The sequence below is a fragment of the Variovorax sp. AC194 genome, assembly GCF_979257995.1.
The window spans coordinates 6,065,200-6,091,487 of the sequence record NZ_OZ409823.1 but is presented as its reverse complement, the minus strand read 5'-3'; the positions used below and the strand labels follow the sequence as shown (position 1 = coordinate 6,091,487).

Annotated in this window: 26 protein-coding genes; 9 read left to right on the top strand and 17 right to left on the bottom strand. The window is 69.6% G+C overall.

Going from position 1 to position 26,288, the window contains the following annotated elements; genetic code table 11:
* Window positions 1-4 precede the first annotated feature (4 nt).
* Genes ACZYRS_RS28880 through ACZYRS_RS28870 form a run of 3 tightly spaced genes read right to left on the bottom strand, consistent with a single transcriptional unit; the run spans window position 5 to window position 4,564 of the window.
* Window positions 5-1,213 carry an acyl-CoA dehydrogenase family protein gene (locus tag ACZYRS_RS28880; RefSeq protein ID WP_463421952.1) on the bottom strand — a complete coding sequence of 403 codons (1,209 nt, stop codon included), beginning with the start codon at window positions 1,211-1,213 and terminating at the stop codon, window positions 5-7.
* 10 nt (window positions 1,214-1,223) lie between these two features.
* The gene (locus ACZYRS_RS28875) at window positions 1,224-2,414 is read right to left on the bottom strand and encodes an acetyl-CoA C-acyltransferase (RefSeq protein WP_463421951.1); all 1,191 of its coding nucleotides are present in this window, start codon (window positions 2,412-2,414) and stop codon (window positions 1,224-1,226) included.
* Window positions 2,415-2,428: 14 nt separating this feature from the next.
* Entirely contained in the window at window positions 2,429-4,564 is a 2,136-nt protein-coding gene (locus ACZYRS_RS28870; RefSeq protein WP_463421950.1) for a 3-hydroxyacyl-CoA dehydrogenase NAD-binding domain-containing protein, read from the bottom strand.
* Between the two features lie 145 nt (window positions 4,565-4,709).
* Here ACZYRS_RS28870 and ACZYRS_RS28865 point away from each other — a divergent pair, with 145 nt between their 5' ends.
* Window positions 4,710-5,642, top strand: a complete 933-nt coding sequence (locus tag ACZYRS_RS28865) for a LysR family transcriptional regulator (RefSeq protein WP_463421949.1) — start codon at window positions 4,710-4,712, stop codon at window positions 5,640-5,642.
* Here ACZYRS_RS28865 and ACZYRS_RS28860 read toward each other — a convergent pair.
* The 3 genes from ACZYRS_RS28860 to ACZYRS_RS28850 are packed head-to-tail and all read right to left on the bottom strand — an operon-like array spanning window position 5,627 to window position 6,839.
* Window positions 5,627-5,860 carry a hypothetical protein gene (locus ACZYRS_RS28860; protein ID WP_463421948.1) on the bottom strand — a complete coding sequence of 78 codons (234 nt, stop codon included), beginning with the start codon at window positions 5,858-5,860 and terminating at the stop codon, window positions 5,627-5,629. The two genes, ACZYRS_RS28865 and ACZYRS_RS28860, sit on opposite strands and share 16 nt — an antisense overlap.
* A gap of 50 nt (window positions 5,861-5,910) precedes the next feature.
* Window positions 5,911-6,465 carry a YbhB/YbcL family Raf kinase inhibitor-like protein gene (locus ACZYRS_RS28855; protein ID WP_463421947.1) on the bottom strand — a complete coding sequence of 185 codons (555 nt, stop codon included), beginning with the start codon at window positions 6,463-6,465 and terminating at the stop codon, window positions 5,911-5,913.
* Window positions 6,466-6,488: 23 nt separating this feature from the next.
* Entirely contained in the window at window positions 6,489-6,839 is a 351-nt protein-coding gene (locus ACZYRS_RS28850) for a Rieske (2Fe-2S) protein (RefSeq protein ID WP_463421946.1), read from the bottom strand.
* A gap of 124 nt (window positions 6,840-6,963) precedes the next feature.
* Here ACZYRS_RS28850 and ACZYRS_RS28845 point away from each other — a divergent pair, with 124 nt between their 5' ends.
* The 3 genes from ACZYRS_RS28845 to ACZYRS_RS28835 are packed head-to-tail and all read left to right on the top strand — an operon-like array spanning window position 6,964 to window position 10,191.
* On the top strand, window positions 6,964-8,223 hold the full coding sequence (locus ACZYRS_RS28845) for a putative DNA modification/repair radical SAM protein (RefSeq protein WP_463421945.1): 1,260 nt from the start codon (window positions 6,964-6,966) through the stop codon (window positions 8,221-8,223).
* A 10-nt stretch (window positions 8,224-8,233) separates the two neighbouring features.
* Window positions 8,234-9,679, top strand: a complete 1,446-nt coding sequence (locus ACZYRS_RS28840) for a UdgX family uracil-DNA binding protein (protein ID WP_463421944.1) — start codon at window positions 8,234-8,236, stop codon at window positions 9,677-9,679.
* On the top strand, window positions 9,676-10,191 hold the full coding sequence (locus ACZYRS_RS28835; protein WP_463421943.1) for an ureidoglycolate lyase: 516 nt from the start codon (window positions 9,676-9,678) through the stop codon (window positions 10,189-10,191). Before ACZYRS_RS28840 ends, ACZYRS_RS28835 begins: the two co-directional genes overlap by 4 nt.
* A gap of 3 nt (window positions 10,192-10,194) precedes the next feature.
* Here ACZYRS_RS28835 and ACZYRS_RS28830 read toward each other — a convergent pair whose 3' ends face one another.
* The 7 genes from ACZYRS_RS28830 to ACZYRS_RS28800 form a co-directional block, all read right to left on the bottom strand.
* The gene (locus ACZYRS_RS28830) at window positions 10,195-10,584 is read right to left on the bottom strand and encodes a cupin domain-containing protein (protein ID WP_198786265.1); all 390 of its coding nucleotides are present in this window, start codon (window positions 10,582-10,584) and stop codon (window positions 10,195-10,197) included.
* Window positions 10,585-10,651: 67 nt separating this feature from the next.
* Window positions 10,652-11,839 carry an amidase gene (locus tag ACZYRS_RS28825; RefSeq protein WP_463421942.1) on the bottom strand — a complete coding sequence of 396 codons (1,188 nt, stop codon included), beginning with the start codon at window positions 11,837-11,839 and terminating at the stop codon, window positions 10,652-10,654.
* A 41-nt stretch (window positions 11,840-11,880) separates the two neighbouring features.
* The gene (locus ACZYRS_RS28820; protein WP_463422553.1) at window positions 11,881-12,870 is read right to left on the bottom strand and encodes an ABC transporter ATP-binding protein; all 990 of its coding nucleotides are present in this window, start codon (window positions 12,868-12,870) and stop codon (window positions 11,881-11,883) included.
* A gap of 38 nt (window positions 12,871-12,908) precedes the next feature.
* Window positions 12,909-13,955: an ABC transporter ATP-binding protein gene (locus ACZYRS_RS28815; protein WP_463421941.1), complete on the bottom strand. Its 1,047-nt coding sequence runs from the start codon at window positions 13,953-13,955 to the stop codon at window positions 12,909-12,911.
* A 4-nt stretch (window positions 13,956-13,959) separates the two neighbouring features.
* Window positions 13,960-14,880 (bottom strand): ABC transporter permease, encoded by a 921-nt coding sequence (locus ACZYRS_RS28810; protein WP_463421940.1) that lies wholly within the window; start codon window positions 14,878-14,880, stop codon window positions 13,960-13,962.
* A gap of 20 nt (window positions 14,881-14,900) precedes the next feature.
* Window positions 14,901-15,854 carry an ABC transporter permease gene (locus ACZYRS_RS28805; protein WP_463421939.1) on the bottom strand — a complete coding sequence of 318 codons (954 nt, stop codon included), beginning with the start codon at window positions 15,852-15,854 and terminating at the stop codon, window positions 14,901-14,903.
* A gap of 146 nt (window positions 15,855-16,000) precedes the next feature.
* Window positions 16,001-17,680, bottom strand: a complete 1,680-nt coding sequence (locus tag ACZYRS_RS28800) for an ABC transporter substrate-binding protein (protein ID WP_463421938.1) — start codon at window positions 17,678-17,680, stop codon at window positions 16,001-16,003.
* Between the two features lie 227 nt (window positions 17,681-17,907).
* Here ACZYRS_RS28800 and ACZYRS_RS28795 point away from each other — a divergent pair, with 227 nt between their 5' ends.
* The 5 genes from ACZYRS_RS28795 to htpX all read left to right on the top strand — a co-directional run bounded on the left by ACZYRS_RS28795 (window position 17,908) and on the right by htpX (window position 22,276).
* A complete protein-coding gene (locus ACZYRS_RS28795; protein WP_463421937.1) occupies window positions 17,908-18,636 on the top strand; it encodes a peptidoglycan-binding protein in 729 nt (242 codons plus the stop codon).
* Window positions 18,637-18,691: 55 nt separating this feature from the next.
* On the top strand, window positions 18,692-19,723 hold the full coding sequence (gene pyrC, locus ACZYRS_RS28790; protein ID WP_463421936.1) for a dihydroorotase: 1,032 nt from the start codon (window positions 18,692-18,694) through the stop codon (window positions 19,721-19,723).
* Window positions 19,720-20,523, top strand: a complete 804-nt coding sequence (locus ACZYRS_RS28785; protein ID WP_463421935.1) for an NYN domain-containing protein — start codon at window positions 19,720-19,722, stop codon at window positions 20,521-20,523. The genes pyrC and ACZYRS_RS28785 overlap by 4 nt, the downstream gene beginning before the upstream one ends.
* 4 nt (window positions 20,524-20,527) lie before the next feature.
* Window positions 20,528-21,253: a DUF3025 domain-containing protein gene (locus ACZYRS_RS28780; RefSeq protein WP_463421934.1), complete on the top strand. Its 726-nt coding sequence runs from the start codon at window positions 20,528-20,530 to the stop codon at window positions 21,251-21,253.
* A 150-nt stretch (window positions 21,254-21,403) separates the two neighbouring features.
* Window positions 21,404-22,276, top strand: a complete 873-nt coding sequence (gene htpX, locus ACZYRS_RS28775; protein WP_013539363.1) for a protease HtpX — start codon at window positions 21,404-21,406, stop codon at window positions 22,274-22,276.
* A gap of 93 nt (window positions 22,277-22,369) precedes the next feature.
* Here htpX and ACZYRS_RS28770 read toward each other — a convergent pair whose 3' ends face one another.
* The 4 genes from ACZYRS_RS28770 to ACZYRS_RS28755 all read right to left on the bottom strand — a co-directional run bounded on the left by ACZYRS_RS28770 (window position 22,370) and on the right by ACZYRS_RS28755 (window position 26,259).
* Window positions 22,370-23,362, bottom strand: a complete 993-nt coding sequence (locus tag ACZYRS_RS28770; RefSeq protein WP_463421933.1) for a ProQ/FinO family protein — start codon at window positions 23,360-23,362, stop codon at window positions 22,370-22,372.
* A 64-nt stretch (window positions 23,363-23,426) separates the two neighbouring features.
* Entirely contained in the window at window positions 23,427-24,050 is a 624-nt protein-coding gene (locus ACZYRS_RS28765) for a flavin reductase family protein (protein WP_463421932.1), read from the bottom strand.
* A 5-nt stretch (window positions 24,051-24,055) separates the two neighbouring features.
* Window positions 24,056-24,613: a VUT family protein gene (locus ACZYRS_RS28760; protein ID WP_198786253.1), complete on the bottom strand. Its 558-nt coding sequence runs from the start codon at window positions 24,611-24,613 to the stop codon at window positions 24,056-24,058.
* Window positions 24,613-26,259 (bottom strand): NAD(P)/FAD-dependent oxidoreductase, encoded by a 1,647-nt coding sequence (locus tag ACZYRS_RS28755; protein WP_463421931.1) that lies wholly within the window; start codon window positions 26,257-26,259, stop codon window positions 24,613-24,615. The genes ACZYRS_RS28760 and ACZYRS_RS28755 overlap by 1 nt, the downstream gene beginning before the upstream one ends.
* Between the last annotated feature and the right edge of the window lie 29 nt (window positions 26,260-26,288).

The window sequence follows — 26,288 nt, the reverse complement described above, 5'->3', positions numbered from 1 at the left end:
CTCCTTACAGGCCCAGGATCATCTTGGAGATGATGTTCTTCTGGATTTCATTGGAGCCGCCGAAGATCGACAGCTTGCGGTTGTTGAAGTAGCGCGCGGCGGCGGCCTTTGCGTAGGCGGGGCCGAAGGTCTGGCCGTCGAAGCCGTCGTGCAGCGCTTCCTCGACGAAGGGCCGGCCATAGACGCCCATCGCACGGCGCGCGAGAGAAGAAATCTCCTGACGGATTTCCGTGCCGCGGATCTTCAGCATCGAGCTCTCCGCGCCCGGCACGCCGCCGCCGGCCACGGCCGCGATCACGCGCAGGTTCGTCGTCTTCATGTTCTCCAGGTCGATTTCCACGCGCGCCATGCGTGCGGCGAACGACGGGTCTTCGGCGAGCGGCTTGCCGTTCTTGGTCTGCGTCGCAGCGATGCCCTTGAGCTGTTCGAGCGCCGCTACCGAGAAGCCCACGCCCGCGATGTTGGTGCGCTCGTAGGTCAAGAGGTACTTGGCGCAGGTCCAGCCCTTGTTCTCTTCGCCCACGAGGTTCTCGGCCGGCACGCGCACGTCGGAGAAGAACACTTCGTTCACTTCATGCTCGCCGTCGAGCGTGATGATCGGGCGCACTTCCACGCCGGGCGAAGTCATGTCGATCAAGAGGAAGCTGATGCCTTCCTGCTTCTTGGCCTCGCGGTTGGTGCGCACCAGGCAGAAGATCATGTTGGCGTGCTGGCCGAGCGTGGTCCAGGTCTTCTGGCCGTTCACGATGTAGTGGTCGCCCTGCGCGTCGATGCCGCGCACGGCCGAGGTCTTCACCGCCGCGAGGTCGGAGCCCGCGCCGGGCTCCGAGTAGCCCTGGCACCACCAGTCCGAGCCGTCGAGGATGCGCGGCAGCCAGCGCGCTTTCTGCGCCTCGTTGCCGTACTTGATGAGCACCGGCCCGAGCATGTTCACGCCGAAGGGCACGATGCGCGGCGCGAAGGCCACTGCGCATTCGTTCTCGAAGATGAACTTCTCCACCGCCGTCCAGCCCGGGCCGCCGTACTGCTCGGGCCAATGATTGGCGAGCCAGCCGCGCGCATTGAGGATGGCGTGCCATTCCTGCATGTCGGCCTTGCTGAGGATCTGGCCGCCGCTGACTTTCGCCGAAAGGCGGGCGGGCAGCTTGTCGGCCAGGAAGGCGCGCACTTGCGCACGGAAGGCTTCTTCTTCGGGGGTGAAGTTCAGGTCCATCGCTGGCTCCTCAATAGATTTCGAACAGGCCCGCCGCGCCCATGCCGCCGGCGATGCACATCGTGACCACCGCGTACTTCGCGCCGCGGCGCTTGCCTTCGATGAGCGCATGGCCCGTCAGGCGCGCGCCGGTCATGCCGAACGGATGGCCGATGGAGATCGCGCCGCCGTTCACGTTGAGCAGCTCCGACGGAATGCCCAGCGTGTCCTGGCAGTAGATCGACTGCGAGGCGAAGGCCTCGTTGAGTTCCCAGAGACCGATGTCCTCGACCTTCAGGCCGTGGCGCGCGAGCAGCTTGGGCACCGCGAACACCGGGCCGATGCCCATTTCGTCGGGTTCGCAGCCGGCCAGCGCGAGGCCGCGGAACGCGCCCAGCGGCTGAATGTTGGCGCGCTCGGCATCCTTGGCTTCCATCAGCACGCAAGCCGAGGCGCCATCGGAAAGCTGCGAGGCGTTGCCGGCGGTGACGAACTTGTCCTCGCCCATCACCGGCTTGAGCTTGGCGAGCGCCTCGTAGGTGGTGCCGCGGCGGTTGCAGTTGTCTTCGGTGGCGGTGACTTCGCGGTAGGTGACCTCCTTGGTCTCCTTGTCGGTCACGGCCATCGTGGTGGTGCAGGCGACGATCTCGTCCTTGTAGCGGCCGGCGAGCTGGGCCTCTTCGGTCCGGCGCTGGCTCTCGGCGGAGAAGCGGTCCTGCGCCTCGCGGCTGATGCCGTAGCGCTTGGCCACGATGTCGGCGGTCTCGATCATCGCCATGTAGAGGTCGGGCTTGTGCTGGACGATCCACGGGTCCATGCCGCTGTCGCCACTGTCGGTGACGCTGCGGCTGCGGATCTGCGAGATGCTTTCGACGCCTCCCGCGATCATGGCCGGCGCGCCGTCCACCACGATGCGGCCCGCGGCCATCGCGATCGCCTGCAGGCCCGAGGCGCAGAAGCGGTTCACGGTGGTGCCGGCGATGCTGATCGGCAGGCCCGCGCGGATGACCGCCTGGCGCCCGACGTTGCGGCCGGTCGTGCCTTCGGGGTAGCCGCAGCCCAGGATCGCGTCCTCGATGAGCGCCGGGTCCAGCCCCGAGCGCTCGACCGCGGCCTTCACCGCGAAGGCCGCCAGCGTGGGGCCGGGGGTGATGTTGAATTCGCCGCGGTGCGCCTTGGTGAGCGGGGTGCGGGCGGTGGAAACGATGACGGCTTCGCGCATGGATGTGCTCCTGTTTATTCGGATTGATTGAGGCTCGAGAAATCAGCGCCGCGTTCGACCAGTTCGACCAGCAGCGGCGACGGCTTCCAGAAGATCGGGTCTTCCTTGGCGAACTCGCGGATGTCGGCCAGCACCTTGGCCAGGCCCACGGTGTCCGCGTACTTCATCGGGCCGCCGCGGTGGCGCGGAAAGCCGTAGCCGTAGAGGAAGGTCACGTCCACGTCGAGCGGGCGCAGCGCGATGCGCTGGAGCACGACGTTGGCGCCCTCGTTGACCATCGCGGCCATGTAGCGGCGGATGATTTCCTCGTTCGTGAAGCTGCGCCGCACGATGCCCGCGCGCTCGCGCTCGGCATCGATGATGGCCAGCACCGCCGGGTCGGGCGAGCCGGTGCGCGCGCCCTCGGGGTACAGGTAGTAGCCGCGCTGGGTCTTCTGGCCGAACCAGCCGCGCTCGCAGATGCGGTCGGCGATCTGCACGTAGCGCGCCTGCGGGTCGCGCGTGGCGGCCTTGCGCTTGCGCGTGGCCCAGCCGATGTCGCCGCCCGCGAGGTCCGACACCTGGAACGGGCCCATCGGGTAGCCGAACTCGCGCACCGCCTCGTCGATCTGGTAGGGCGAGGCGCCGTCTTCCATCATGTGGTCGGCCGCCTGGCGGTACACCGCGAGGATGCGGTTGCCGATGAAGCCGTCGCACACGCCCGCGCGCACCGGCACCTTCTTCAATTTCTTGGCGAGCTCGAAGCCGGTGGCCACCACGTCGGCGCTCACCTTGGCGGGCACCACGATCTCCAGCAGCTTCATGATGTTGGCCGGCGAGAAGAAGTGCAGGCCCACCACGTCCTGCGGGCGCTTGATGCTCGCGGCGATCTCGTCGATGTCCAGGTACGAGGTGTTGGTGGCGAGCACCGCGCCGCTCTTGCACACGCGGTCGAGCTCGGCGAACACGGCCTTCTTCACGCCCATCTCTTCGAACACGGCTTCGACCACGATGTCGACGCCGGCCAGCGCGTCGTACGACGTGGAGCCGCTGAAGCGCGCCATGACGGCGGCCTTGGTCTCGGGCGTCATGCGGCCCTTGGCGATGAGGCCGTCGTACACCTTCTCGACGTGCTGGCGGCCGCGCGCGAGGCTGGGTTCGTCGCGCTCGATCATGGTCACCGGCAGGCCCGCGTCGAGCATCGCCACCGCGATGCCCGCGCCCATGGTGCCGCCGCCCACGATGCCGGCCGACTCGAGCTTGCGCGGGCTCGCGGACCGGGTCTCGGGCGCCTTGAGCACTTCGCGCTCGGCGAAGAAGGCGTGGATGAGGCCCGCGCGCTGCGGGCTGTCGATGCACTGCAAGAAGAGCTTGCGCTCCAGCGCCATGCCTTCGTCGAAGGGCAGCGTGAGCGCGCCCTCGACGGCTTCGATGATCTTCATCGGCGAGAAGAGGCCGCGGCTCTTCTTGGCGGTGTCGGCGCGCGCGGCGTCGAGCGCGGCGCGGGCGGCGTCCTGGTCGGCCAGGCCCGCGGCTTCGCGCGTGCGGCGCACCGGGGCGTTGCCGGCGATGAGTTCCTGCGCGTAGGCGAGGCCTTCGGCGCGTGCGTCGGCGTCGGTGCCAAGGCGATCGACGAGGCCGAGCGACAGCGCTTCCTTCGCGCCCGCGTGGCGGCCGCTGAGCATCAGCTCGAGCGCGGGCTTCACGCCGATGAGGCGCGGCGCGCGCTGCGTGCCGCCCGAGCCGGGCAAGAGGCCCAGCGCCACTTCGGGCAGGCCCAGCTTGGCCGTGGGCGAGGCGATGCGGTAGTGCGCCGAGAGCGCCACCTCGAGCCCGCCGCCGAGCGCCGCGCCATGGATGGCGGCGATCACCGGCTTCGCGCAGTTCTCGATCGCGAGGCACACCTCGGGCAGCGAGGGCGACTGCGGCGGCTTGCCGAATTCTCGGATGTCCGCGCCCGCGATGAAGTTGCGGCCCGCGCCGACGATCAGCACCGCCTTCGCGCCGCTGTCGCCCTCGGCCGCCGCGATGGCGGCCACGAGGCCGCGGCGCACATCCACGCCCAGGGCGTTGACGGGCGGGTTGTCGATGGTCACCACGAACACGTCGCCATGACGCTGAAAGGTGACGGGACCGGAAGACGTGGGGGTGCTCGGGGTGGTGGTGGCCATGTGCTTGTCTCTTGCGTTGGCGGGCCCTGCTGCGTGAGGGGCCCGAGGCTCTGGGGTGAACCCCGCATTCTTGGCCCGCATCGGCGCTTTGACAATTGCATAGACGGTTGACAGACTGTCAAAGGATTTTTGACACAATCGTCACATGGACCTCCAATCGCTCACCCTGCTGGTGGAAATCCTTGACGCCGGCAACCTGAGCGCCGCCGCCCGCCGGCTCAAGATGAGCCGCGCCAACGTCAGCTACCACCTGAACCAGCTGGAGCGCTCGGTCGGCGCGCAACTCGTGCGGCGCACCACGCGGCGCGCCGAGCCGACCGAGATCGGCCTGCGCCTGTACCAGCACGGCGTGGCCATCCAGACCGAATTGATCGCCGCGCGCGAGTCGGTCACCACGCTGGGCGAAGGCCTGCAGGGCCGCGTGCGGCTGAGCGTGCCCAGCGGCTACGGGCAGCTGGTGATGGCCGACTGGCTCATCGACTTCAAGCGCCAGTACCCCGGCATCGTGCTGGACGTGGTGTTCGAGAACCGCATCGAGGACCTGCTGCGCGACGAGGTGGACATCGCGGTGCGCGTGATTCCCGAGCCGCCGCAGAACCTCGTGGCGCGCGACCTGGGGCCGGTGCGCTACGTGGCGTGCGCCTCACGCGCCTATGCGGAAAAACATCCGCTGCCCGTGCAGCTGGACGAACTGCAGGGCGCGCCCGTGGTCACCGCCGCGGTCATCGGCCGGCAGTTGCGCGTGTCCGCCTACCAGGGCGAAACGCGGCGCGAGGTGATCCTGGAGCCGACGCTGATCTCGGAAAACTTTTTGTTCCTGCGCCAGGCGATCCTCGCGGGCCTGGGCATCGGCCTCGTGCCCGACTACGTGGTGCAGGAAGACGTGCGCAAGGGCGAGGTGCTGACCACGCTGGACGACTGGCGCCTGTCCATCTTCGGCACGCAGATGTTCATGCTCTACATGCCCAACCGGCAGCACACGCGCGCAATCCGCACCTTCATCGACTTCATCCTGGAGCGGGTGCGGGCGGCCGGCGCGCAGCCGGGCGGTCAGTCAGTCGCTCAGTCGCAGCGGTAGGTGACTTCGCTGTCGGGCGCCAGGCGCGCCGCCTTCGGGTCGAGGTAGCGCAGCGGCGCGCCGAAGTTGCGGCAGTAGGCCTCGGCGTCTTGTGCGGTGGGCGACTTGAAGACGCCATCGCCCAGGAAGCTGACGCGCGGCGCGGGCCGCGAGGAGGCGCAGCCGGCGGCGATGAGCGCGATGGGAAGAAGAGCCAGGAGTGCGGTGAAGCGGCGCATCGGTGGATGCGCATCGCTGCGCATGTGTGACGTGAAAGGAGCCTGCGACTTTAGCGGCTGTAGAGCCCGACCACGCTCTGCCCGCCCAGCGCGTGCCCCTTGAGCGCCGCGAGCAGCGCATCGCGCGTGAGCCCCGCCGGCAGCGCGCCCGGCGCGAGGTCGGAGGCCACCACGGTCAGCACGTAGTGGTGCGGATGGTCGCCGACGGGCGGGCACATGCCGCGGTAGGCCGCCGCGCCCGCCACGTTCGGGCCCACGGTGAAGCCGCCCGTCTCGTTCGCCTTCAACTGGCCGCGCTCGGCCGGGATGTTGTAGGCCACCCAGTGCGAGACGCCCAGGCCCAGCGCGCCGTCCGGGTCCGACAGCAGCACGGCGACCGATTTCGCCTTGGCGGGCAACTGCGTCCATGCCACGGGCATCGAGACGTTCTTGCCGCCGCAGTCGCCCACGCCCGCATGTTCGGCCGGGATGACGGTGTTGTCGGCGAAGGCGGTCGAGGTGACCTTCAGGCCGGTCGGGGTCTTGCCGCCGGTGGCCGGCGCCATGGCGCCGCAGCCGGAGAGGAGGGCTGCGACGGCGAGGGTCGAAAGGGAGAGGGTACGCATGTGTTTTCCAGGGGTGGTTGTTGTCAATCGGTGAGCCACACGCTGCCGTCCGCTTCTTCGCGGACCGCGAGCGGTGCGAGCCGCGCGCCGCGGCAGGGGCCGCCGACGCACTTGCCGGTGTCCGGCTCGAAGATCGCGCCGTGCCGCGCGCACATCAGGAAGCGGCCGGAGCTTTCGAGGACCTGGCCTTCGAAATCGAGCGGGCCGCCGGCGTGCGGGCATTGGTTGAGGTAGCCGTAGACGGTGCCGTGCCAGCGCACTGCGAAGGCCGGCGCGCCGTCGGGCGTCGTGAATGTGGCCGCGAGGCCGCCGTCGGCGAGGCTCGGGGAAATCAGGCGGGGGGTTGCGGTATCGCTGGGGGCAGGTGACGTCATCTGCCGCCGAGGGTAGCCGAGGGGTCGGCCCCTGCGCAATGCAACGCGGCCAGCTTGCGCCTTCTTCCGACATGGGGATTTGAAAACTGTATATTCATACAGTATTTTCCAGCTCGAACCTCCCGTGGACCTCCAGCGCAAACTCGCCATCCTTGCGGACGCCGCCAAATACGACGCCTCGTGCGCGTCCAGTGGCTCGCAGCCGCGCGATTCGCTGGGCGGGCGCGGCATCGGATCGACCGAGGGCGCCGGCATCTGCCACAGCTACGCGCCCGACGGCCGCTGCATCTCGCTGCTGAAGGTGCTGCTCACCAACCACTGCCAGTACGACTGCCTCTACTGCGTCAACCGCGCATCGAGCAACGTGCCGCGCGCGCGGTTCCGCGTCGAGGAGGTGGTGCAGCTCACGCTCGATTTCTACCGCCGCAACTGCATCGAGGGGCTGTTTCTTTCGAGCGGCATCATCAAGTCGCCCGACCACACGATGGAGCAGGTGGTCGAGGTGGCGCGCCAGCTGCGCGAGGACCACGACTTTCGCGGCTACATCCACCTGAAGACCATTCCCGACGCGAGCGACGAACTCATCGCGCGCGCTGGCCGCTATGCCGACCGGCTCAGCATCAACGTCGAGATGCCCACCACCGAGGGCCTGCAGGCGCTCGCGCCCGAGAAGGACGAGAGCGCGATCCGCCGCTCGATGGCGCGGCTGCGCCTGCGCATCGACGACACGCGCGAGGAGGCGCGCCGCGTGGTGCCGATCCGCGCGCTCCCCGGCGCGGCGCCCGTTGCCGCGAAGCCGCCGCCCTTCGCGCCCGCGGGCCAGAGCACGCAGATGATCGTGGGCGCCGACGCCACCGACGACCGGCACATCCTGGCCTCCAGCGCCACGCTCTACGGTGCCTACAAGTTGAAGCGCGTCTATTACTCGGCCTTCAGCCCGATCCCCGATGCGGCGCGCGCGCTGCCGCTGGTCGCGCCGCCGCTGATGCGCGAGCACCGGCTCTACCAGGCCGACTGGCTCATGCGCTTCTACGGCTTCGAGCACCAGGAAATCGTCGCCGCGCCCGACGGCCTGCTGCGGCTGGATGTCGATCCCAAGCTCGCCTGGGCGCTCGCGCATGCCGAGCGCTTTCCGGTCGATTTGAACCACGCGCCGCGCGAGATGCTGCTGCGCGTGCCGGGGCTCGGCGTGAAAGCCGTAGAGCGGCTGCTGCAGGCGCGGCGCGTGCGCCGGGTGCGCGCGGACGACCTGCGGCGGCTGCATGTGCCGGCACGCAAGGTGCTGCCGTTCGTGGTGGCCGACGGGCACCGGCCCGCGGCGGGCGCGATGGCTGCAGCGGCGCCTGTTGCGCAGCCGCCAGCGGCGCAGGCGTCGCTGTTCTGAATGCGACGCCATGCACGTGCGGCTCGATGACCCGATCGATCTCGACGCCTTCCGTCGGCATGCGCGGCAGTTGCTGACCGAGGGCGTGCCGCCGGACCGTGTCGAATGGAACGGGGAGCGGGGTGCCGGACTGTTCGACGAAGCGAACGACGCCGCGCCGGCACCACCCATCGTTGGCGCGCCGCACGCCGTGCCCGCCTCCTTCGTCGCGCTGTGCGGCGACGTCATCCTGCACCGCGACCCGCAGCGTTTCGCGCTGATGTACCGCCTGCTCTGGCGCCTCGCGCACGAGCCCGCGTTGCGACACGACCCGCTCGATGCCGACATGCTGCAGGCGCAGCAGATGGCCAAGGCCGTGCACCGCGACATCCACAAGATGCGCGCCTTCGTGCGCTTCACCAAGGTCATGGGCGAAGACGGCCTGGAGCGCCACGTCGCGTGGTTCGAGCCCGACCACCACATCGTGGAGGCTAACGCGCCGTTCTTCGCGCGCCGCTTTGCGCAGATGCGCTGGGCCATCCTCACGCCCGAGCGCTGCGTCGAGTGGGACGGCCAGGCGCTGGCTTTCGGCGAGGGCGCCGACCGCCGAGAGAAGCCGCCGCCCGATGCGGGCGAGCAGCTCTGGCTCACCTACTACGAGCACATCTTCAACCCGGCGCGGTTGAAGGTCGCGATGATGCGGCGCGAGATGCCGCGCCGCTACTGGCACAACCTGCCCGAGGCCGCGCTGATCCAGCCGCTCACGGACGCGGCCCAGGCGCGCAGCCAGTCGATGATCGATGCGCCGCCCACGGCGGCGCGGCGCATCCGCGCGCCGATGCCGCTGCACCTGCGGCCGGCCGATGGCGTGGCGCCCGCCGACCTGGCCGAACTGCGCGCCGCCGCGCACGCCTGCCGCGATTGCCCGATCGGCGCGCTCGCCACGCAGGCCGTGTGCGGCGAAGGCCCGCTGGCGCCGCAGCACATGCTGGTCGGCGAACAACCCGGCGACCAAGAAGACCTGGCCGGCCGCCCCTTCGTCGGCCCGGCCGGCCAACTGCTCGACCGCGCGATGGCGCAGTTGGGCTGGGCGCGCGAGAGCGTTTACCTGGCCAATGCCGTCAAGCATTTCAAGTACGAGCTGCGCGGCAAGCGCCGCATCCACAAGACCGCGGCGCAGCGCGAGGCCGACGCCTGCGCGCACTGGCTCGACAGCGAGATCTCGCTCGTGAGGCCCCAGGGACTGGTGGCGCTCGGCGCGACCGCGGCGCGCGCGTTGCTGGGCCGGCCGGTGGCGGTGCAGGCCGAGCGCGGGGCGTGGCTGCATGAGCGCCGCGATGGCCGGCCCGTGTTCGTGACCCTGCATCCTTCCGCGTTGCTGCGCCTCGCGGACGGCGAGCGCGCCGAAGCCTATGCCCGCTGGCTGGATGACCTCGAACGCGCGCGCGGCACGGTTTCTGCTGCAACTGCGCCATGAACGACGAATCACCCGCCGCCGCGCTGCGCGTTGCGCAGCCGCTGACACCGAAGGCCTTCGCGCCCTACGGCACCGTGATCGGCGCGCCGGCCGGCGAAGGCCGTCCGATCAACGGCGGCAACGCACGGCGGTTCGATTTGCTCGGCGATCTGCAACTCGATGCCGAAGGCGGCCGGCCGCTGCTCGCGCTGTTCCGCGCCCAGGCGCGCAGCTTTCCGCACGAGGTCACGGAGATGGAACGGCATGCGCTGGGCAGCCAGACCTTCGTGCCCTTGGGCGAGCGCCGCTTCGTGATCGTGGTGGCCCGGGCCGGCGATGCGCCTGTGTCGCACAGCGACCTCGCGGCCTTCGTCACCGACGGGCATCAAGGCGTGGTGCTCGCGCCCGGCACCTGGCACCACGCGCTGCTCGCGGTCGATGCGGGGGACTTCGTGGTGATCGAGCGGGCTGCGGCGGGTGTCGATTGCGAGGTCTGCCGGCTGCGGGAGCCCGCCCGCGTCATGACCAGCTAGAGCTCAGACCGGACGCAACTGCTCGGCCAGCGAGCGCGTCTTCTCGGTGACCGTGCTGCCGGTGTGCAGCGTGGTCTTGCGCTCGATCAGCATCAGGTGGCATTCCTCGTCGGCGACCGGGTTGTGCCGCACGCCCTTGGGCACGACGAACATCTCGCCCTCGCCGAGTTCGACGGGGCCGGCTTCCATCTCGATGCGCAGGTGCCCCTTGAGCACCATGAACAGCTCGTCTTCGTCGTCATGGCTGTGCCACGCGAGCGAGCCGTGGACCTTGGCGACCTTGATGTACGCATCGTCGACTTCGGCGACGACGCGCGGCGACCAGAATTCGGTGAGCGAGGCGGCGATTTCCTTGGGGGTGGTGACCTGAGTGGTCTGGGTGGTGTTCGGCATGGGGCTTTTGTGCAGGACGTGGGAGCGTCAGGCTAACCCAGGCTGGACGACCCTGCACTACCCTCCGCTACCCGGCGATGCGCTCGGCCAACGCGACCAGCGACCGGTCCGACCCCGCCGGCCCGAGCAGCGAAAGGCCCAGCGGCGCGCCCTCGCGCGTGGCCAGTGGCATCGAGAGCTGCGGAAAGCCCGCCAGCCCCGCGATGCACAGCATGCGGATCGCGCGGTTGCGGTAGTCCTCCAGCGAGGCCTCGCTGTCGCTGCGCAGCGGCGCGATGTCGGGCATGGTCGGCAGGAGCAGCACGCCGTCGGTGCCGAGCAGGTCGCTCAGGTGCGCGCGAAAGGCCGTGCGGAAGACGCGTGCCGTCGCCACCTGCGCATCGGTCACTTCGCGCGACCACGCGAAGCGCTCGGCCACGCCGGGGCCGAGCGGCGGCGCGTAGCGCTCGATCAGCGGGCCGTCGGTGAGCCAGGCCTCGCGCGATTGCAGGTAGCGAAAGTGCCAGTACATCGCGTCGAAGGATTCCATCGCCACCGTCGTGCCCTGCGCGGGGCCGAGCAGGCTTTGCACGCGGTCGGCCGCAGCCTGGAGCGCATCCGTCGCGGCGGGCGCAGCCAGCGCCCACACGTCGTCGGGCCGCAGCAGCCGCACGCGCTCGGGCAGGGCGGCCAAGGGGGCCGCGTCGGCGCCCAGCAGCACGTCGGCCACGCGCGCGAAGGTGCCGACATCGCGCGCGAACCAGCCGCAGGTGTCGAAGCTCGGCGCGAGGTCGAGCGCGCCTTCCAGGCTCACGCGGCCGTGCGTCGGGCGCAGGCCGTACAGGCCGCAGTGGTTGGCCGGCGCGCGCACCGAGCCGCCGGTGTCGGTGCCGAGCGCGAAGTCGCACAGATTCGAAGACACCGCCGAGGCCGAGCCCGACGACGAGCCGCCCGTGATGCGCAGCGGCGCCGCGCCGTTGAGCGGCGCGCCGAAGTGCGCGTTGTTGCCGTTCATCGAGAACGCGAGCTCGTCGGTCACGGTCTTGCCGGCGAAGCGCGCACCGGCATCGAGCAGCTTCTGCACCGTGGGCGCGGTGCGGGTCTTGATGCCCGACATCGCCAGCACGATCGGGTTGCCGCCGCCGGTGGGGTAGCCGGCCACGTCGAACAGGTCCTTGGCCGCGAAGCTCAGGTCCGACAAAGGGCCGGTGCCCGCGCGCGGCACCGGCGCATCGGGGTAGGGAACGAAGGCGTGGGCGGGGTCGTGCAATGGCATGGCGATGGCGATGGCGATGGCGATGAATGAGAAGGAGAAATTCAGGCAACCAGCACGGGCGCAAGGGCCGCGGCGGCCGCCGTGTGGATGCAGCGTACACGGTGGTTCGGCGCCAGTTCGATCACCGGCGGCTGCGCGGCGCGGCAGGCATCGCTCGCGAGCGCGCAGCGGTCGGCAAAGGCGCAGCCCGGCGGCAAGGCCGAAAGATCGGGCGGCGCACCGCCGATGGTCTCCAGCCGCGTGCCGCGCGCCAGCGCCCCGTGCGCCCGGCTCTTGAGCAGTGCGATGGTGTACGGATGCCGGGGCGAGCGGATCAGCTCGCGCGCCGTGCCCTCCTCGACGATGCGCCCCGCATACATCACCGCGATGCGGTCGGCCACCTCGACGGCCGCGCCGATGTCGTGCGTGACGAAGATCACCGAGAGGCCGAGGTCGCGCTGCAGCTCGCGCAGCAGCAGGAGGATCTGGATCTGCACCGTGGCATCGAGCGCGGTGGTCGGCTCGTCGGCCAGCAGCAACTGCGGCTTGCAGGCCAGGGCGAGCGCGATCATCGCGCGCTGGCGCATGCCGCCCGACATCTCGTGCGGATAGGCCGCAAGCCGTCGCTCGGGGCTCGGAATGCGAACGCGCTCGAAGAGGGCCAGCGCACGCGCTTGCGCCTCGGCCTGGCGCACGGACTCGTGGCGCCGGATCGACTCGACGATCTGCGCGCCCACCGAGTACACCGGGTCGAGCGCGAGCAGCGGCTCCTGGAAGATCATCGAGGCGACCTTGCCGCGGAAGCCGGCCAGCTCGCGCTGCGGCATCGCGAGCACGTCGCGGCCCGCCACTTCCACCTGCCCGCCCATGCGCGTGCGGCGCTCGGGGTGCAGGCGCAGGAGCGTGCGCAGCGTCACGCTCTTGCCCGAGCCCGATTCGCCGATCAGCGCGACCACTTCGCCGCGCTGCACTTCCAGGCTCACGCCGCTGACCGCATGCACGGGCTTGCGGCCGCCGCTGAACGTGACGCTGAGGTCGCGCAGCCGCACCATGGGGCTGGGGCCGGGGGTTTGCGTCGTCGCTGCTGCGCTCATGCGGCCTGCCTTTGAAAGGGTTGCGGCTGTGCCATCGGATGCCCGCTGCCCGGCTCGTGCACCAGGCAGCTCACCGCATGCTGCGAATTCATCGCGATGCGCTCGGGCACGACCTGGCTGCACACCGGCGCCGCGATGGAGCAGCGCGGGTGGAAGCGGCAGCCGGTCGGCGGGTCGATCGGGTTCGGCGGATCGCCCGCGAGCGCCGCCACTTCGGTGCGGTGGTCCGGGTCCATGGAGGGCATCGAGGACAGCAGTGCGCGCGTGTAGGGATGCGCGGGTGTCTCGTACAGCGCATCGGCCGGGCCGATCTCGGCCACCTGCCCGAGGTACATCACCATCACGCGGTCGCTCACGTAGCGCACCACGTTCAGGTCGTGGCTGATGAACACGTAGGTGAGGCCGAACTCGGTCTTCAAATCGAGCAGCAGGTTGATGACCTGCGCCTCCACCGATTTGTCGAGCGCCGAGACGGCTTCGTCCAGGATCACCATGCGCGGCTGCAACGCGAGCGCCCGCGCGATGTTCACGCGCTGCCGCTGGCCGCCCGACAGCTCGTGCGGATAGCGCTCGGCAAAGCGCTGCGGCGCAAGGCCCACGCGCGCCAGCAGGTCGCGCGCCCGCGCCACCGATTCGCGCCGCGAGAGGCCATGCACCTGCGGCCCGAAGGCGACCGAGTCCTCGATCGTCAGGCGCGGGTTGAGCGAGGCGTAGCTGTCCTGGAACACCATCTGCACCTGGCGGCGGAATTCCTTCAGGGGCAGGTCGCGGCTGCCGACTTCGCGGCCGTCGAAGATCACCTCGCCGCGCGTCGGCTCGATGAGCTGCATCAGGAGGCGCGCGGTGGTCGACTTGCCGCAGCCCGATTCGCCGACCACGCCGAGCGTCTCGCCCTTCATGACGTCGAAGTCCACGCCGTCCACGGCGCGCACCACGCCGCCGCCGCGGCCCAGCGGGTCTTTCTTGAGCGGGAAGTGCTTGACCAGCCCGGTGATAGTGAGCAGCGGCTGCGCGGGGCCGCCGATGTCTTTCAGAGCTTGCATCGTCTCAGCCCTTGTTGTCCATGGCCGAGCGAAGGCCGTCGGACAGGAGGTTGAAGGAAATCGAGGTGATGAAGATCATCGCCCCCGGCAGCGCCGCCACCCAGGGCTGCACGTAGATCGCGGTGCGCAGCGTGTTGAGCATCAGGCCCCATTCGGGTTCCGGCGGCTTCACGCCCAGGCCGAGGAACGACAGGCCCGAGGCCAGGATCATCGACACCGCGATGAGGCCGGTGGCGTAGACGAAGATCGGCCCGAGCACGTTGCCCAGCACATGCACCCGCACGATGGTGAAGGGGCTCGCGCCCGAGGCGCGCGCCGCTTCCACGTAGTCGCGGGTGCGCACCTGCGTGGTCACGCTCTCGGCCACGCGCGCGATCTGCGGAATGAACACGATGGTCAGCGAGATCAGCGAATTGACCACCCCCGCGCCCAGCGTGCCCGACAGCGCGATGGCCAGCAGCACCGAGGGGAACGCGTAGAACACATCGATGGTGCGCATGATCAGCGTGTTGGCGATGCCGCCCGCGTAGCCCGCGACGATGCCGATCACCGTGCCCAGCGCAAACGCGCAGAGCACCGGCGTGATGCCGATGAAGAGCGACAGCCGCGCCCCGACGATCAGCCGCGAGAGCATGTCGCGGCCCAGCTCGTCGCTGCCCAGGGGCAGGCCCTCGGTGCCGATGGGCTTCAGGCGCTTGAGCATCGACGACTGGTACGGGTCGGACGGCGCGAGCCATGGACCGAACACCGCAAGCGCGATCAGCAGCAGGACGACGATGGCCGCGCCCACGGCCACAGGGTCGCGGCGAAAGCGCAGCCAGACCGAGGCCCAGTAGCCGCGGGAGCGCTGCGCCGGCAGCGGCTCGACGGCGGCAGCGGCGGAGGATGGAGAGGAGGAGGAAGAAGAGGCGAGCACGGTGGACATGGCGTGGCGGTTCTCTTTCTTCAGGCGCGCGCGATGCGCGGATCGAGCAGCGTCTGCAGCACATCGACCAAGAGGTTCAGCACCACGAAGAACATCGCCAGCACCAGGATCGTTCCCTGCAGCAGCGGCAGGTCGCGCTGGAAGATGGCCGAGTTCAAGAGGAAGCCGGTGCCCGGCCACGAGAACACCGTCTCGATCAGGATCGAGCCGCCCAGCAGGTAGCCCAGCTGCAGGCCCATCACGGCGAGCGCCGTGGGCGCCGCGTTCTTCACCATGTGGCGGAACACGCCGAAGTGCGTGAGCCCCTTGGCGCGCAGGCCCACGATGAACTCCTGCTCGAGGATGTCGGCCACCAGCGCGCGCACCGTGCGCGCGATGATGCCCATCGGAATCACCGACATGGTGAGCGCCGGGAGCAGCAGGAACTGCAGGTGCTCCCAGTCCCAGGCCCAGTCGCTCGAGCCGCTCGGGCCCGCGCCCGTGGCCGGCAGCCACATGAGCTGCGAGGAGAACACGATCACCATCACCATGCCCAGCCAGTAGTGCGGCACGCTCACGCCGAGCACCGAGAACATCGAGGCGAGGCGGTCGATCCACGAGTTGCGGAAATACCCCGCCACGAAACCGAAGAGGCAGCCCAGCACGAAGCCGATGAAGGTGGCCACCACCGCCAGCCGCAGCGTGTTGCCCACGGCGGTGAACACCTCGCCGGCCACCGCGCGGTTGCTCGCGATGGACACGCCCAGGTCGCCGTGCACCGCGCGCCAGACCCACATGGCGAACTGCTCGGGCAGCGAGCGGTTGAAGCCGTAGAGCTCGCGCAGCTGCGCCTGCAGGTCCGCCGAAGCGTCGGGCGGCAGGATCGACACCAGCGGATCGCCGGGCGCGATGTGCACGAGCAGGAAACACACGAGGGCCACGCCGATCATGATCGGCACGGCGTAGATCACGCGGCGCAGGAGGTAGGTGAGCATCGTGGGTTCGTCGTGGGTACGTCGTGGGGTTTGGCAGGCAATCGATCGGGAACCGTTCGGGCTGAGCTTGTCGAAGCCTCGCGCAGCGCTTCGACAGGCTCAGCGTGAACGGTTCGGGTTTCAGCTCTTTGAGCGCATCTCGGGCATCAGTCCATGGTCATCGTCGCGATGTCGATGAACCAACTGCGGGGCTGCACCACGTTCTTCACCTTGGCCGACATGGCGCGCGGGCCCACGTCGTGCGCGATCCACACGAAAGGCGCGTCGTCCACGATGTGCGTGTGCAGCCTGGCCAGCGCGGCATCGCGCGCCTTGTCGTCGAAGCTGGTGCGCGCATCGGCCACCAGCTTGTCGACCTCGGGGCTGCCGTAGTAGCCCCAGTTGTTCGACACCGGCGGAAAGGCCTTGGTGCTCACGAAGCGCACCATCGCGAAGAACGGGTCCATCGCCGCGAAGCTGATGTTGACCGCGTTGGCGCCGTTGGCCGAGGGGTCCTTGGCGCCCTTGCGCCAGTTGGTGAAGAGCGTGTTCCATTCGATCACGTCGAACTGCACGTCGAAGAAGCACTGCTTGAGCGACTGCTGCGCGAATTCGTTCATCGGCAGCGGCTGCATCTGGCCCGAGCCCGAGGCAGAGATCTGCACCTTCACCTTGATCGGCTTGGCCGCCGAGTAGCCGGCCTGCGTCATGAGGGCCTGCGCGGCCTTCACGTCGTAGCGGATGTCGAAGGCGGGCTTGCCGAACCACGGGTGGCCCGGCGGCACCGTGCCCTTGGGCTCGGCCATCATGCCGCCCAGCAGTTGCTTCATGCCGCCGCGGTCGATGCACAGGTTGGCCGCCTGGCGCACGCGCTTGTCCAGCCAGGGCGAGCCCTCGGCGAACGACAGCTGCCAGGGCCACACGTGCGGCTGCGCGTTCGAATAGATCTTGAAGCCGCGCTGCGTGATCTGCGCCATGGCGTCGGGCGAGGGCGCCTCGATCCAGTCGACCTGTCCGCCCAGCAGCGCGGCGGTGCGCGCGTTGGCCTCGGGCATGGGGATCATCACGACCTTGTCGATCTTCGGCACGCGCTTGGCGTCCCAGTACGTCTTGTTGGCGGCCAGCTCCAGGCGCTCCCGCGCCACGAAGCGCGTGACCTTGAACGGGCCCGAGCCGGCCGGGTCGGCGGCGAACGCGGTCCAGGCGGCCTTGGCCTTGTCGGCGGGCGTGGCGCCGGCGGCGGCGTCGAATTTCTTCTGCCAGTGCGCCGGCGAGGCCATGAACAGGTTCGACAGGTTGATCGGCAGGAACGCATCGGGCTCGCTGGTGACGAGCTCCACTGTCATGTCGTCGATCTTGCGGGCCGACTTGAGCGTGGGCATGCGCGAGGCCGTCACGCCGACCTGGCTCGCGTCGAACTGCGGCGCGTCCTTGTCGAGCACCTTCTGCACGTTCCACACCACCGCATCGGCATTGAAGGCCGAGCCGTCGTGGAACTTGACGCCGGGGCGCAGCTTGAAGACCCAATGGGTCTTGTCCTTCGCATCGACCGCCCACGAAGTGGCGACGCCGGGAATGAGCACGCTGGGCGCGTCGGCCTTGGACAGGTCCCACTGCGTGAGCGCGTCGTAGATCGGGATGCCGGTGAAGCGGTTGCCTTCGAAGCCCTGGTCGGGCTGGCCGAGGGTGCGCGGAATGTCGGCCGCGGTCATCGCGATGCGCAGCGTTTTTTCCTGCGCCAGCGCGGCGGGCGACGTGAGCACCAGAACGGCGAGCGCCGCGCAGGCGGCCAGGGGGTTCAGGCGTTTCAGGCGTTTCAGGGACAGGGCGGGGGCGGCACGCTTCACATGGAACTCCGGTTGGGGGATGACGGAAAGGCGAAGGAAGCGCTCAAGCACGACATGTGCCAACCGGCACAGAGTCCCCAGGCATGCGCTGGTCATTGCGGCGCGTTGCGACGTCGCCATCCCGGCTATGCCGTCCGACCGATAGACGCGGCGCGGCGCCGGTTTCCACAATGCAGCCACGCCCCGCTTCGAAAGCCAGCGCCGCGTGGGCGAGGGGGCAAGAACCGATGACAACACTGAGGCAAGGCTCGCGCGGGGCCGATGTACGCAGGCTGCAGGAGGCCCTGAACAGGAAACTCCAGCCGGCGCCCGGGCTCGTGATCGACGGCGACTACGGTCCGTTCACCCGGATGGCCGTGCGCCGTCTGCAGGCCGTGAACTGGCTCGTCGAGGACGGCGAGGCCGGCCCCTGCACGCAGCGCGTCGCGTTCGGCAGCGAGGGCTGCGCGCCGATCCTGCATCCCGTCGCGCTGATCCCGCAACCCGGGCCGGCGCTGTGCTGGGCCGCTGCCACCGCGATGGTCACCCGCTCCACCGTGCAGGCCGTGGTCGCGCGCACGCCGCCCGAGCTCGTCGCCGAGGACGGCGGGCTGCGCACCTTTGCGGACACCGACGACGCGATGACGGCCGATGCGCTCTTCGCGTCCGCGCACGGCCTGGCGCTGCAACCGACGGCGCCGGCGGCGCCGTGGACGGTCGGCGCGATGCGCGCGGTGCTGCAGCACGGGCTACTGATGTTCGACCTGCGCTGGGGCGCCAAGGCCTGCGTCGAGCGCGTCGGCAGCCCGGGACACATGGTGGTCGTGGCCGGCATCCGCGGCGATGGCGACGCCGGCACCACGCTGCGCATCTTCGATCCCTGGCCGCCGAACAAGGGCGCGCGGTGCTCGGTGAACCATGCGAAGTGGCGCCGGCAGGCGGACGGCGCCATCTGCCGGGTGTTCCTGCACGCGTAGCCCGGTGCGGGATGCGGGCAGCGCCCCGGGGAGGCGGTGCGACAATCCCCGCGCCATGACAGACACCCTCACGATCACCCGCCCCGACGACTGGCACCTGCATGTGCGCGATGGCGCCGCGCTCGAAGCCGTCGTACCCCACAGCGCGCGCCAGTTCGGCCGCGCGCTGATCATGCCCAACCTGCGTCCCCCCGTGACCACCGCCGCGCAGGCCCTGGCCTACCGCGACCGCATCCTTGCCGCCGTGCCCGAAGGCAGCGCCTTCGAGCCGGTGATGTCGCTGTACCTCACCGACAAGCTGCCGCCCGAGGAAATCGCCCTCGCCGCCGAAGCCGGCGTGCGCGCGCTCAAGCTCTACCCGGCCGGCGCCACCACCAACAGCGATGCCGGCGTGACCGACATCCGCAAGACTTACAAGACGCTCGAAGCGATGCAAAAGCACGGCCTGCTGCTGCTGGTGCACGGCGAGGTGACCGACCCGGCCATCGACCTGTTCGACCGCGAAGCGGTCTTCGTCGACCGCGTGATGATTCCGCTGCGCCGCGACTTCCCCGAGCTCAAGGTGGTGTTCGAGCACCTCACCACCAAGGAGGGCGCCCACTACGTGCGCGATGCCGACCGCTTCACGGCCGCCACCATCACCGCGCACCACCTGCTCTACAACCGCAACGCCATCTTCACGGGCGGCATCCGCCCGCACTATTACTGCCTGCCGGTGCTCAAGCGCGAGACGCACCGCGTGGCGCTGGTCGAAGCGGCCGCGAGCGGCAGCGACCGCTTCTTCCTCGGCACCGACAGCGCGCCGCACCCCGCGCACCTGAAGGAGCACGCGCTCGGCTGCGCGGGCTGCTACACCGCGCTCACGGCCATCGAGCTCTACGCCGAGGCCTTCGACAGCGTGAACGCCCTCGACAAGCTCGAAGGCTTCGCGAGCTTTCACGGCCCCGACTTCTACGGCCTGCCGCGCCACACCGACACCGTCACCCTGAAGCGCGAAACCTGGACCGTGCCGGAGACCGTGCCCTACGGCGAAGCCACGCTCAAGCCCCTGCGCGGCGGCGAAACCATCCACTGGAAACTCGTATGACACCGACGCTGCGCGTGATGCTCCTGATCGATGCCGACAACGTCTCGGCCGACGTGATCGAGCAGGCCGTGCAGCGCACGATGGACGAGTACGGCGCCATCCACGTGCGCCGCGCTTATTGCAATGCCGAGATGGCGGTCAACCGGCAGGGGCTCTTCAAGCAGCTTTCGGTGCGGCCGATGGTCAATCTGTCGGCTGGCAAGAACAGCACCGACATCGCGCTCGCGGTCGATGCGATCGACCTGGTGATCGCCGAGCGGCCCGACGTGGTGGTGCTGGTGTCCTCGGACTCCGACTTCGCGCCGCTCGTGAGCCGGCTGCGCGAGAAGGGCTGCCGCGTCTGCGGCATCGGCCAGCAGGGCAAGACGGGCGACGAGACGGTGGGCATCTACGACACCTTCATCGATCTGGCGCACCACAGCGCGAAGCCGGCGGCCCGCACCACGGCCGCAAAGAAGGTGGCGGCAAAGGTGCCTGCGGCGAAGACTGCGCGCGCCAGGAGCACAGCGGCGCCCGCAAAGAAGACGGCGACGAAGACCGCTGCGCGCAAGACGGCGCGGGCCGCCGCAGAACCGGCTCAGCAGCCGGTCTCGGAAGCCGCCGAGTTCATCCTCGCGGCCGCGCCGGCGCTGCGCAGCGGCAAGGACGTGCCGCTCAACGACGTGGCCAAAGCCCTGCGCACCGCGGGCCTCCTGAGCAAGAGCGGCAGCTCGCTCAAGCTCTTCGACAAGCTCACCGCGGAGTTCGCCGTGCTGCAGCACCCGGACCGCATCCGCTGGACGGGTGCGCCCGCCGCCTGATCCGATGCTGCCGGCGGTCGACTGGGCGCAGCCCTGGCTCGCGCCCTATCGCGCCCACGGCGAAGCGGCGGCGCGGGCCGCGAGCGGCGCATCGGTCGCCTCGGCGCTGCAGGCCCTCAAGCCGTCCCCGGCGCCCGACTTCGTGCACCAGGACCATCTGCCCGCCGGCCAGGCCTACGAAGCGCATATCTTCCAGACCCGCACCGTGCCGACGCGCGACAACCTGCACGACTTCTTCAACGGCCTCGTCTGGCTCGCCTTTCCGCAAGCCAAGCGGCGCCTGAACGAACTGCAGGCCGCCGAGATCGCCCGCACCGGCGTCGGCGCCACGCGCGGCCCGCTGCGCGACGCGCTCACGCTGTTCGACGAGAACGGCGCGGTGCTCGATGCGCCGACCGCGCTGTGGGAGGCGCTCGCGGCGCGCGACTGGCAGGCGCTGTTCGTGACGCGGCGCGCCTTGTGGTCCGAGGCGCGGCTGCTCGTCTTCGGCCACGCGCTGCTCGAAAAGCTCGTCGCGCCCCGCAAGGCTGCGACGGCGCACGTGCTGCTGCCGGATGCGGCGCGCTCGAACGCCCTCGACGATGCCGCGCTGGCGCGGCGCCTCGACCCGGAATGGCTCGCGCAGAAGCCCTTCGTGCCGCTTCCAGTGCTGGGCGTACCGGGGTGGTGTGCAGAAAATGTGTCGGCCGAGTACTACGACGATCCGAAGGTCTTCCGGCCCCGTCCGTAGAACTTTTGCTCCTATCATTGCTCTACCCGCAGCCGCCATGCCGGGGCCGCGTCAGTATTCCAACAACAAAGAAGCGCCCGCACACCGCATGGCTTGAAGAGGGCCCGCCGGCCCTCATCTGAGCGGCAGTTCCCCCACGGAGAATTCAACTTGAAACGTATCCTTCTGTTCGTTTTGACCAACGTGATGGTCGTCGCAGTGCTCGGCATCGTCGCGAGCCTGCTCGGCGTCAACCGCTTCCTCACGGCCAACGGCCTGAACCTGACGGCGCTGCTCGGATTCGCGCTCATCATGGGCTTCGGCGGCGCGTTCATCTCGCTGCTCATCAGCAAGCCGATGGCCAAGTGGACCGCGGGCCTGCGCATGATCGACAACCCCCAGTCGCCCGATGAGGCCTGGATCGTGGCCACCGTGCGCAAGTTCGCCGACAAGGCGGGCGTGGGCATGCCCGAGGTCGCGATCTTCGAGGGCGAGCCCAATGCCTTCGCCACCGGCGCCTTCAAGAACTCCTCGCTCGTGGCCGTGTCCACGGGCCTCCTGCAGAACATGACGCGCGAAGAGGTCGAGGCCGTCATCGGCCACGAGGTGGCGCACATCGCCAACGGCGACATGGTCACGATGACGCTGATCCAGGGCGTGATGAACACCTTCGTCGTGTTCCTCTCGCGCGTGATCGGCTATGCAGTGGACAGCTTCCTGCGCCGCGGCGACGACCGCTCCTCGGGCCCGGGCATCGGCTACTACGTGAGCACCATCGTGCTGGACATCGTGCTGGGCTTTGCCGCCGCGATGGTGGTGGCCTGGTTCTCGCGCCAGCGCGAATTCCGCGCCGATGCCGGCGCCGCCGCGCTCATGGGCCAGAAGCAGCCGATGATGAACGCGCTCGCGCGCCTGGGCGGCCTGCCCGCCGGCGAACTGCCCAAGGCGGTGGAAGCCATGGGCATCACCGGCAGCATCGGCAAGCTGTTCGCGACGCACCCGCCGATCGAAGAGCGCATCGCCGCGCTGCAGAACGCGCGCTGACACGGCCGCGGCACTGCCGCCGGACGAAAAAGACCGCCAGCTTTGCGTGGCGGTTTTTTTATGGGCCGTTGCGGCCCGGGGGCGCCCGGCGTGTCAGTCGGCGGTGGGTTCGGTGGGCTCGACCGGTGCAGCCGGTTCAACCGATTCAGACGCTTCAGCAACGGCAGCAACGGCAGCAGCCGGTGCCTGCCGCTCGGCGCGCGCGTGCTGCAGCGTGCGCGCCACCTCGCCCGGCTTCATGCCGTACATCTCGGCGAACTCTTGCTCGGTGCGGCCGCTGGCCTCGAAGGCGCGCAGCAGCGCTTCGCGCTTGGCGGCCTGCTGGGCGAGTTCGGCCAGTGCCTCGTCGACCACCGCGTTGGTGTTCGCGTCGCGCGAGCGCACGAGCACGGCATAGGCTTCGCGGTCCAGGCCCGAGGCTTCGATCGCCTTGGCGATGCGCGCGACGAGCTGCGGGCGCAGGTCCTCGCCGGGGTTGCGGTGCATGCGGCGGCGGTGCAGCTCGAGGATGGCGTGGTGCACATGCTCGGGCGCGACCGGGTCGAGCGCATTGCCGTCGAGGTCATGGCGCGCGAGGCCCGCGGCCACGCTTTCCAGGTAGCGCGTGGAGCGTGCGTGCTGGCCCATCGCGATCTTCAGGTCTTCGGCCTTGAAGTCTTCGGGATGGCGCGCGATCAGCTCCTCGTACACGCCGAGCTTGAGCGGCACGAAGCGCGCGCCGAACAGCTGCGGGTACAGCTCGAACAGGCGCTCGAGCACCGGGTTGACCTTGCGCGGCGCGCGCTGCGGTTGCTGCTGTGCTTGCGCCTGGGGCTTGCGGGCCTGCTGCTGTTGCCGGGGCTGCTGCCCCTGGCCTTGCCCCTCTCCCCGTCCCTGTTGCGGACGCGGCTTCTTCTCGCGCGGCGGGCGCTGGTCTTGCTGCTGCCGCGGCGGCTGCCCGGCGGGCGATTCAGCGCCGGCCCCGGTGTCGGCACTGGCGCCGGCCTTGAGCTGCTGCAACTGCTCGGCGAGGTCCGGGCGCTGGCGCCGTGCGTTGCGCGCGTTCGGCGCGTTCGTGTTCGGGGCGGCGGTGGATGCGTCGGTCATACGTGGGATCGGCGGTGGGCGCGATGGATGGAAAGAGGAACAACAGGAAGCCGGTGGCGCGCGGTCAGCGCGGCCGGAACATCCTGAACATATTGTCGGGGCTGATCTCGAAATAATCGGCCGGACCGCCGCCGCGCAGGATGGGCTGCGCCGCCGCGGTGTCGTAGATGCCATTCCTGAGCAGGTGGCGCGCGATGTGCACACCCACCACTTCGCCCAGGATGAGCCAGGTCTGCACCGGCACGCCGTCGACGCCTTCGAGCTGGATCAATTGCGTGAGACGGCATTCGAAGGACACGGGGCTCTCGGCCACGCGCGGCACGGCGATCTGCCTGGAAGCCACGGGCGTGAGGCCGGCGAGCTCGAACTCGTTCACCTCGGGCGGCACCATCGCGCACGACTGGTTCATGCGCTCGGCCAGCGGGCGCGTGGCGAGGTTCCAGCCGAACTCGCGCGTCTGGCGGATGTTGTGCAGGCTGTCCTTCGCGCCGATGCTCGCGAAGCCGACGATCGGCGGCGTGTAGTTGAAAGCGTTGAAGAAGCTGTAGGGCGCGAGGTTGAGCACGCCGTGCTCGTCCTGCGACGAGATCCAGCCGATGGGGCGCGGGCCGACCATCGCGTTGAACGGGTCGTGCGGCAGGCCGTGGCCCTTGGCCGGTTCGTAGTAGTGGAAATCGTCGCTCATCATGGCTCTCAGTGACTCAGGGCCGAGGTGCGCGCGGCCTGCCGGCCGATCAGCAGCCGGAACGGCAGCAGCATCAGCACGCCCACGCCCAGCTTCACCGCGAGATCGCCCGCGGCCCAGGTGAGCCAGGGCCCATCGGTGCCCGCGAACGCGATGCCCCAGAACACGACGCTGTCGAGCACCGCCGCGATCACGGTGGCCACCAGCGGCGCGCGCCACCAGAGGCCGCGGCGCAGGCGGTCGAACACGCGGATGTCGAGCAGCTGCGAAGCGATGAAGGCCAGGCCCGAAGCGAGTGCGATGCGCACCGGCGCGAGCAGCAGCGAAGCCACGATGGCCACCGCGAAACCGACCCACGCCACGCGGCGCGCCATGCCGGGGCCGAAGCGCCGGTTGACCAGGTCGCTCACGAGGTACGCCACCGGGTAGGTGAAGGCGCCCCAGGTGAGCCAGTCGTTGAGCGCGAACTGCACCAGGATGTTGGAGGCGAGCACGACCGCGGCCATCGCCAGCGTGGCGACGGCGAACTGGCCGGCGGTGGGGCGCGCGAAAGAGGTGGGCTGCATCAGGCGTTCGCCGTGCGCTCGCGTTCGGCCGCGGCGAGCACGTTGCGCGCCACCGCCTCGGCCACCTTGATGCCATCGACGCCTGCCGAGAGAATGCCGCCCGCGTAGCTCGCGCCTTCGCCCGCGGGGTAGAGGCCGCGCACGTTGAGGCTCTGGAAATCGTCGCCGCGCGTGATGCGGATCGGCGACGAGGTGCGCGTCTCCACGCCGGTGAGCACGGCGTCGTGCGTATCGAAGCCCTTGATCTTGCGGCCGAAGGCGGGGAAGGCCTCGCGCATCGCCTCGATGGCGTAGGCGGGCAGCGCTTCGCGCAGGTCGGTCGGCGTCACGCCGGGCTTGTACGAGGGCGCGACGCTGCCGAGCGCCGTGGAGGGCCTGCCGGCTACGAAATCGCCGACCAGTTGGCCCGGCGCGTGGTAGTTGCTGCCGCCGAGCACGTAGGCGTTCGATTCGAGCTCGCGCTGCAGCGCGATGCCCGCGAGCGCATCGCCGGGGAAGTCCTTCGGATCGATGCCCACCACGATGCCCGCATTGGCGTTGCGCTCGTTGCGCGAGTACTGGCTCATGCCGTTGGTGACCACGCGGCCCGGCTCGCTGGTGGCCGCGACCACCGTGCCGCCCGGGCACATGCAGAAGCTGTAGACCGAGCGGCCGTTGCTCGCGTGATGCACCAGCTTGTAGTCGGCCGCGCCGAGCAGCGGGTGGCCCGCATGGCGGCCCCAGCGCGCGCGGTCGATGAGGCCCTGCGGGTGCTCCACGCGAAAGCCGATGGAGAAGGGCTTGGCCTCGATGTACACGCCGCGTTCATGCAGCATCGCGAAGGTGTCGCGCGAGCTGTGGCCCAGGGCCATCACGACGTGGTCGGCGCGCAGTTCGCTCGACTGGCCGGTGGTCTGGTCGAGCACCGTGAGGCCGCGCAGCTGGCCGTCTTCGATCCGCACGTCGGTCACGCGCTGCTCGAAGCGGATCTCGCCGCCGAGCGCGACGATCTGCTCGCGGATGTTCTCCACCACCTTCACCAGCTTGAAGGTGCCGATGTGCGGATGCGCGACGTAAAGGATTTCGGGCGGCGCGCCGGCCTTCACGAACTCTTCCATCACCTTGCGGCCGAGGAAGCGCGGGTCCTTGATCTGGCTGTAGAGCTTGCCGTCGGAAAACGTGCCCGCGCCGCCTTCGCCGAACTGCACGTTCGACTCGGGGTTGAGCACGCTCTTGCGCCACAGGCCCCAAGTGTCGCGGGTGCGCTGGCGCACGGTCTTGCCGCGTTCGAGCACGATGGGCTTGAAGCCCATCTTCGCGAGCATCAGCGCCGCGAAGATGCCGCAGGGGCCGAAGCCGATCACCACCGGACGGCTCGTGCCCTCGGGCGCATCGGCCGGCGGCGTGTAGCGCATGTCGGGTGCGGGCTGGATGTGCGGATGGCCGGCGTGCTTGGCGAGCAATGCGGCTTCCAGCTTCGCATTGGCCAGCTGCACATCGCAGATGTAGACCGTGAGCAGGTCGACCTTGCGCGCGTCGAAGCTGCGCTTGAAGACGGTGTGGGAAGCGATCGCTTCGAGCGGGACGTCCAGCGTCCGGGCGATCAGGGTGACCAGCGCTTCAGGCGCGTGGTCGAGCGGGAGTTTGAGTTCGGAGATTCTCAGCATGGCGGTGGCTTGTGTTTATCAAGCAGACC

Bases quoted from the DNA above. Each gene is read 5' to 3' on its own strand.
- ACZYRS_RS28785 (WP_463421935.1), top strand. From the start codon at position 19,720: ATGACACCGACGCTGCGCGTGATGCTCCTGATCGATGCCGACAACGTC.
- ACZYRS_RS28810 (WP_463421940.1), bottom strand. From the start codon at position 14,880: ATGTCCACCGTGCTCGCCTCTTCTTCCTCCTCCTCTCCATCCTCCGCC.
- ACZYRS_RS28765 (WP_463421932.1), bottom strand. From the start codon at position 24,050: ATGATGAGCGACGATTTCCACTACTACGAACCGGCCAAGGGCCACGGC.
- ACZYRS_RS28875 (WP_463421951.1), bottom strand. From the start codon at position 2,414: ATGCGCGAAGCCGTCATCGTTTCCACCGCCCGCACCCCGCTCACCAAG.
- ACZYRS_RS28850 (WP_463421946.1), bottom strand. From the start codon at position 6,839: ATGACGTCACCTGCCCCCAGCGATACCGCAACCCCCCGCCTGATTTCC.
- ACZYRS_RS28865 (WP_463421949.1), top strand. From the start codon at position 4,710: ATGGACCTCCAATCGCTCACCCTGCTGGTGGAAATCCTTGACGCCGGC.
- ACZYRS_RS28835 (WP_463421943.1), top strand. From the start codon at position 9,676: ATGAACGACGAATCACCCGCCGCCGCGCTGCGCGTTGCGCAGCCGCTG.
- ACZYRS_RS28815 (WP_463421941.1), bottom strand. From the start codon at position 13,955: ATGCAAGCTCTGAAAGACATCGGCGGCCCCGCGCAGCCGCTGCTCACT.
- ACZYRS_RS28860 (WP_463421948.1), bottom strand. From the start codon at position 5,860: ATGCGCCGCTTCACCGCACTCCTGGCTCTTCTTCCCATCGCGCTCATC.
- ACZYRS_RS28770 (WP_463421933.1), bottom strand. From the start codon at position 23,362: ATGACCGACGCATCCACCGCCGCCCCGAACACGAACGCGCCGAACGCG.
- ACZYRS_RS28830 (WP_198786265.1), bottom strand. From the start codon at position 10,584: ATGCCGAACACCACCCAGACCACTCAGGTCACCACCCCCAAGGAAATC.
- ACZYRS_RS28805 (WP_463421939.1), bottom strand. From the start codon at position 15,854: ATGCTCACCTACCTCCTGCGCCGCGTGATCTACGCCGTGCCGATCATG.
- ACZYRS_RS28780 (WP_463421934.1), top strand. From the start codon at position 20,528: ATGCTGCCGGCGGTCGACTGGGCGCAGCCCTGGCTCGCGCCCTATCGC.
- ACZYRS_RS28870 (WP_463421950.1), bottom strand. From the start codon at position 4,564: ATGGCCACCACCACCCCGAGCACCCCCACGTCTTCCGGTCCCGTCACC.
- ACZYRS_RS28755 (WP_463421931.1), bottom strand. From the start codon at position 26,259: ATGCTGAGAATCTCCGAACTCAAACTCCCGCTCGACCACGCGCCTGAA.
- ACZYRS_RS28760 (WP_198786253.1), bottom strand. From the start codon at position 24,613: ATGCAGCCCACCTCTTTCGCGCGCCCCACCGCCGGCCAGTTCGCCGTC.
- pyrC (WP_463421936.1), top strand. From the start codon at position 18,692: ATGACAGACACCCTCACGATCACCCGCCCCGACGACTGGCACCTGCAT.
- ACZYRS_RS28840 (WP_463421944.1), top strand. From the start codon at position 8,234: ATGCACGTGCGGCTCGATGACCCGATCGATCTCGACGCCTTCCGTCGG.
- ACZYRS_RS28855 (WP_463421947.1), bottom strand. From the start codon at position 6,465: ATGCGTACCCTCTCCCTTTCGACCCTCGCCGTCGCAGCCCTCCTCTCC.
- ACZYRS_RS28825 (WP_463421942.1), bottom strand. From the start codon at position 11,839: ATGCCATTGCACGACCCCGCCCACGCCTTCGTTCCCTACCCCGATGCG.
- ACZYRS_RS28880 (WP_463421952.1), bottom strand. From the start codon at position 1,213: ATGGACCTGAACTTCACCCCCGAAGAAGAAGCCTTCCGTGCGCAAGTG.
- ACZYRS_RS28795 (WP_463421937.1), top strand. From the start codon at position 17,908: ATGACAACACTGAGGCAAGGCTCGCGCGGGGCCGATGTACGCAGGCTG.
- ACZYRS_RS28820 (WP_463422553.1), bottom strand. From the start codon at position 12,870: ATGGTGCGGCTGCGCGACCTCAGCGTCACGTTCAGCGGCGGCCGCAAG.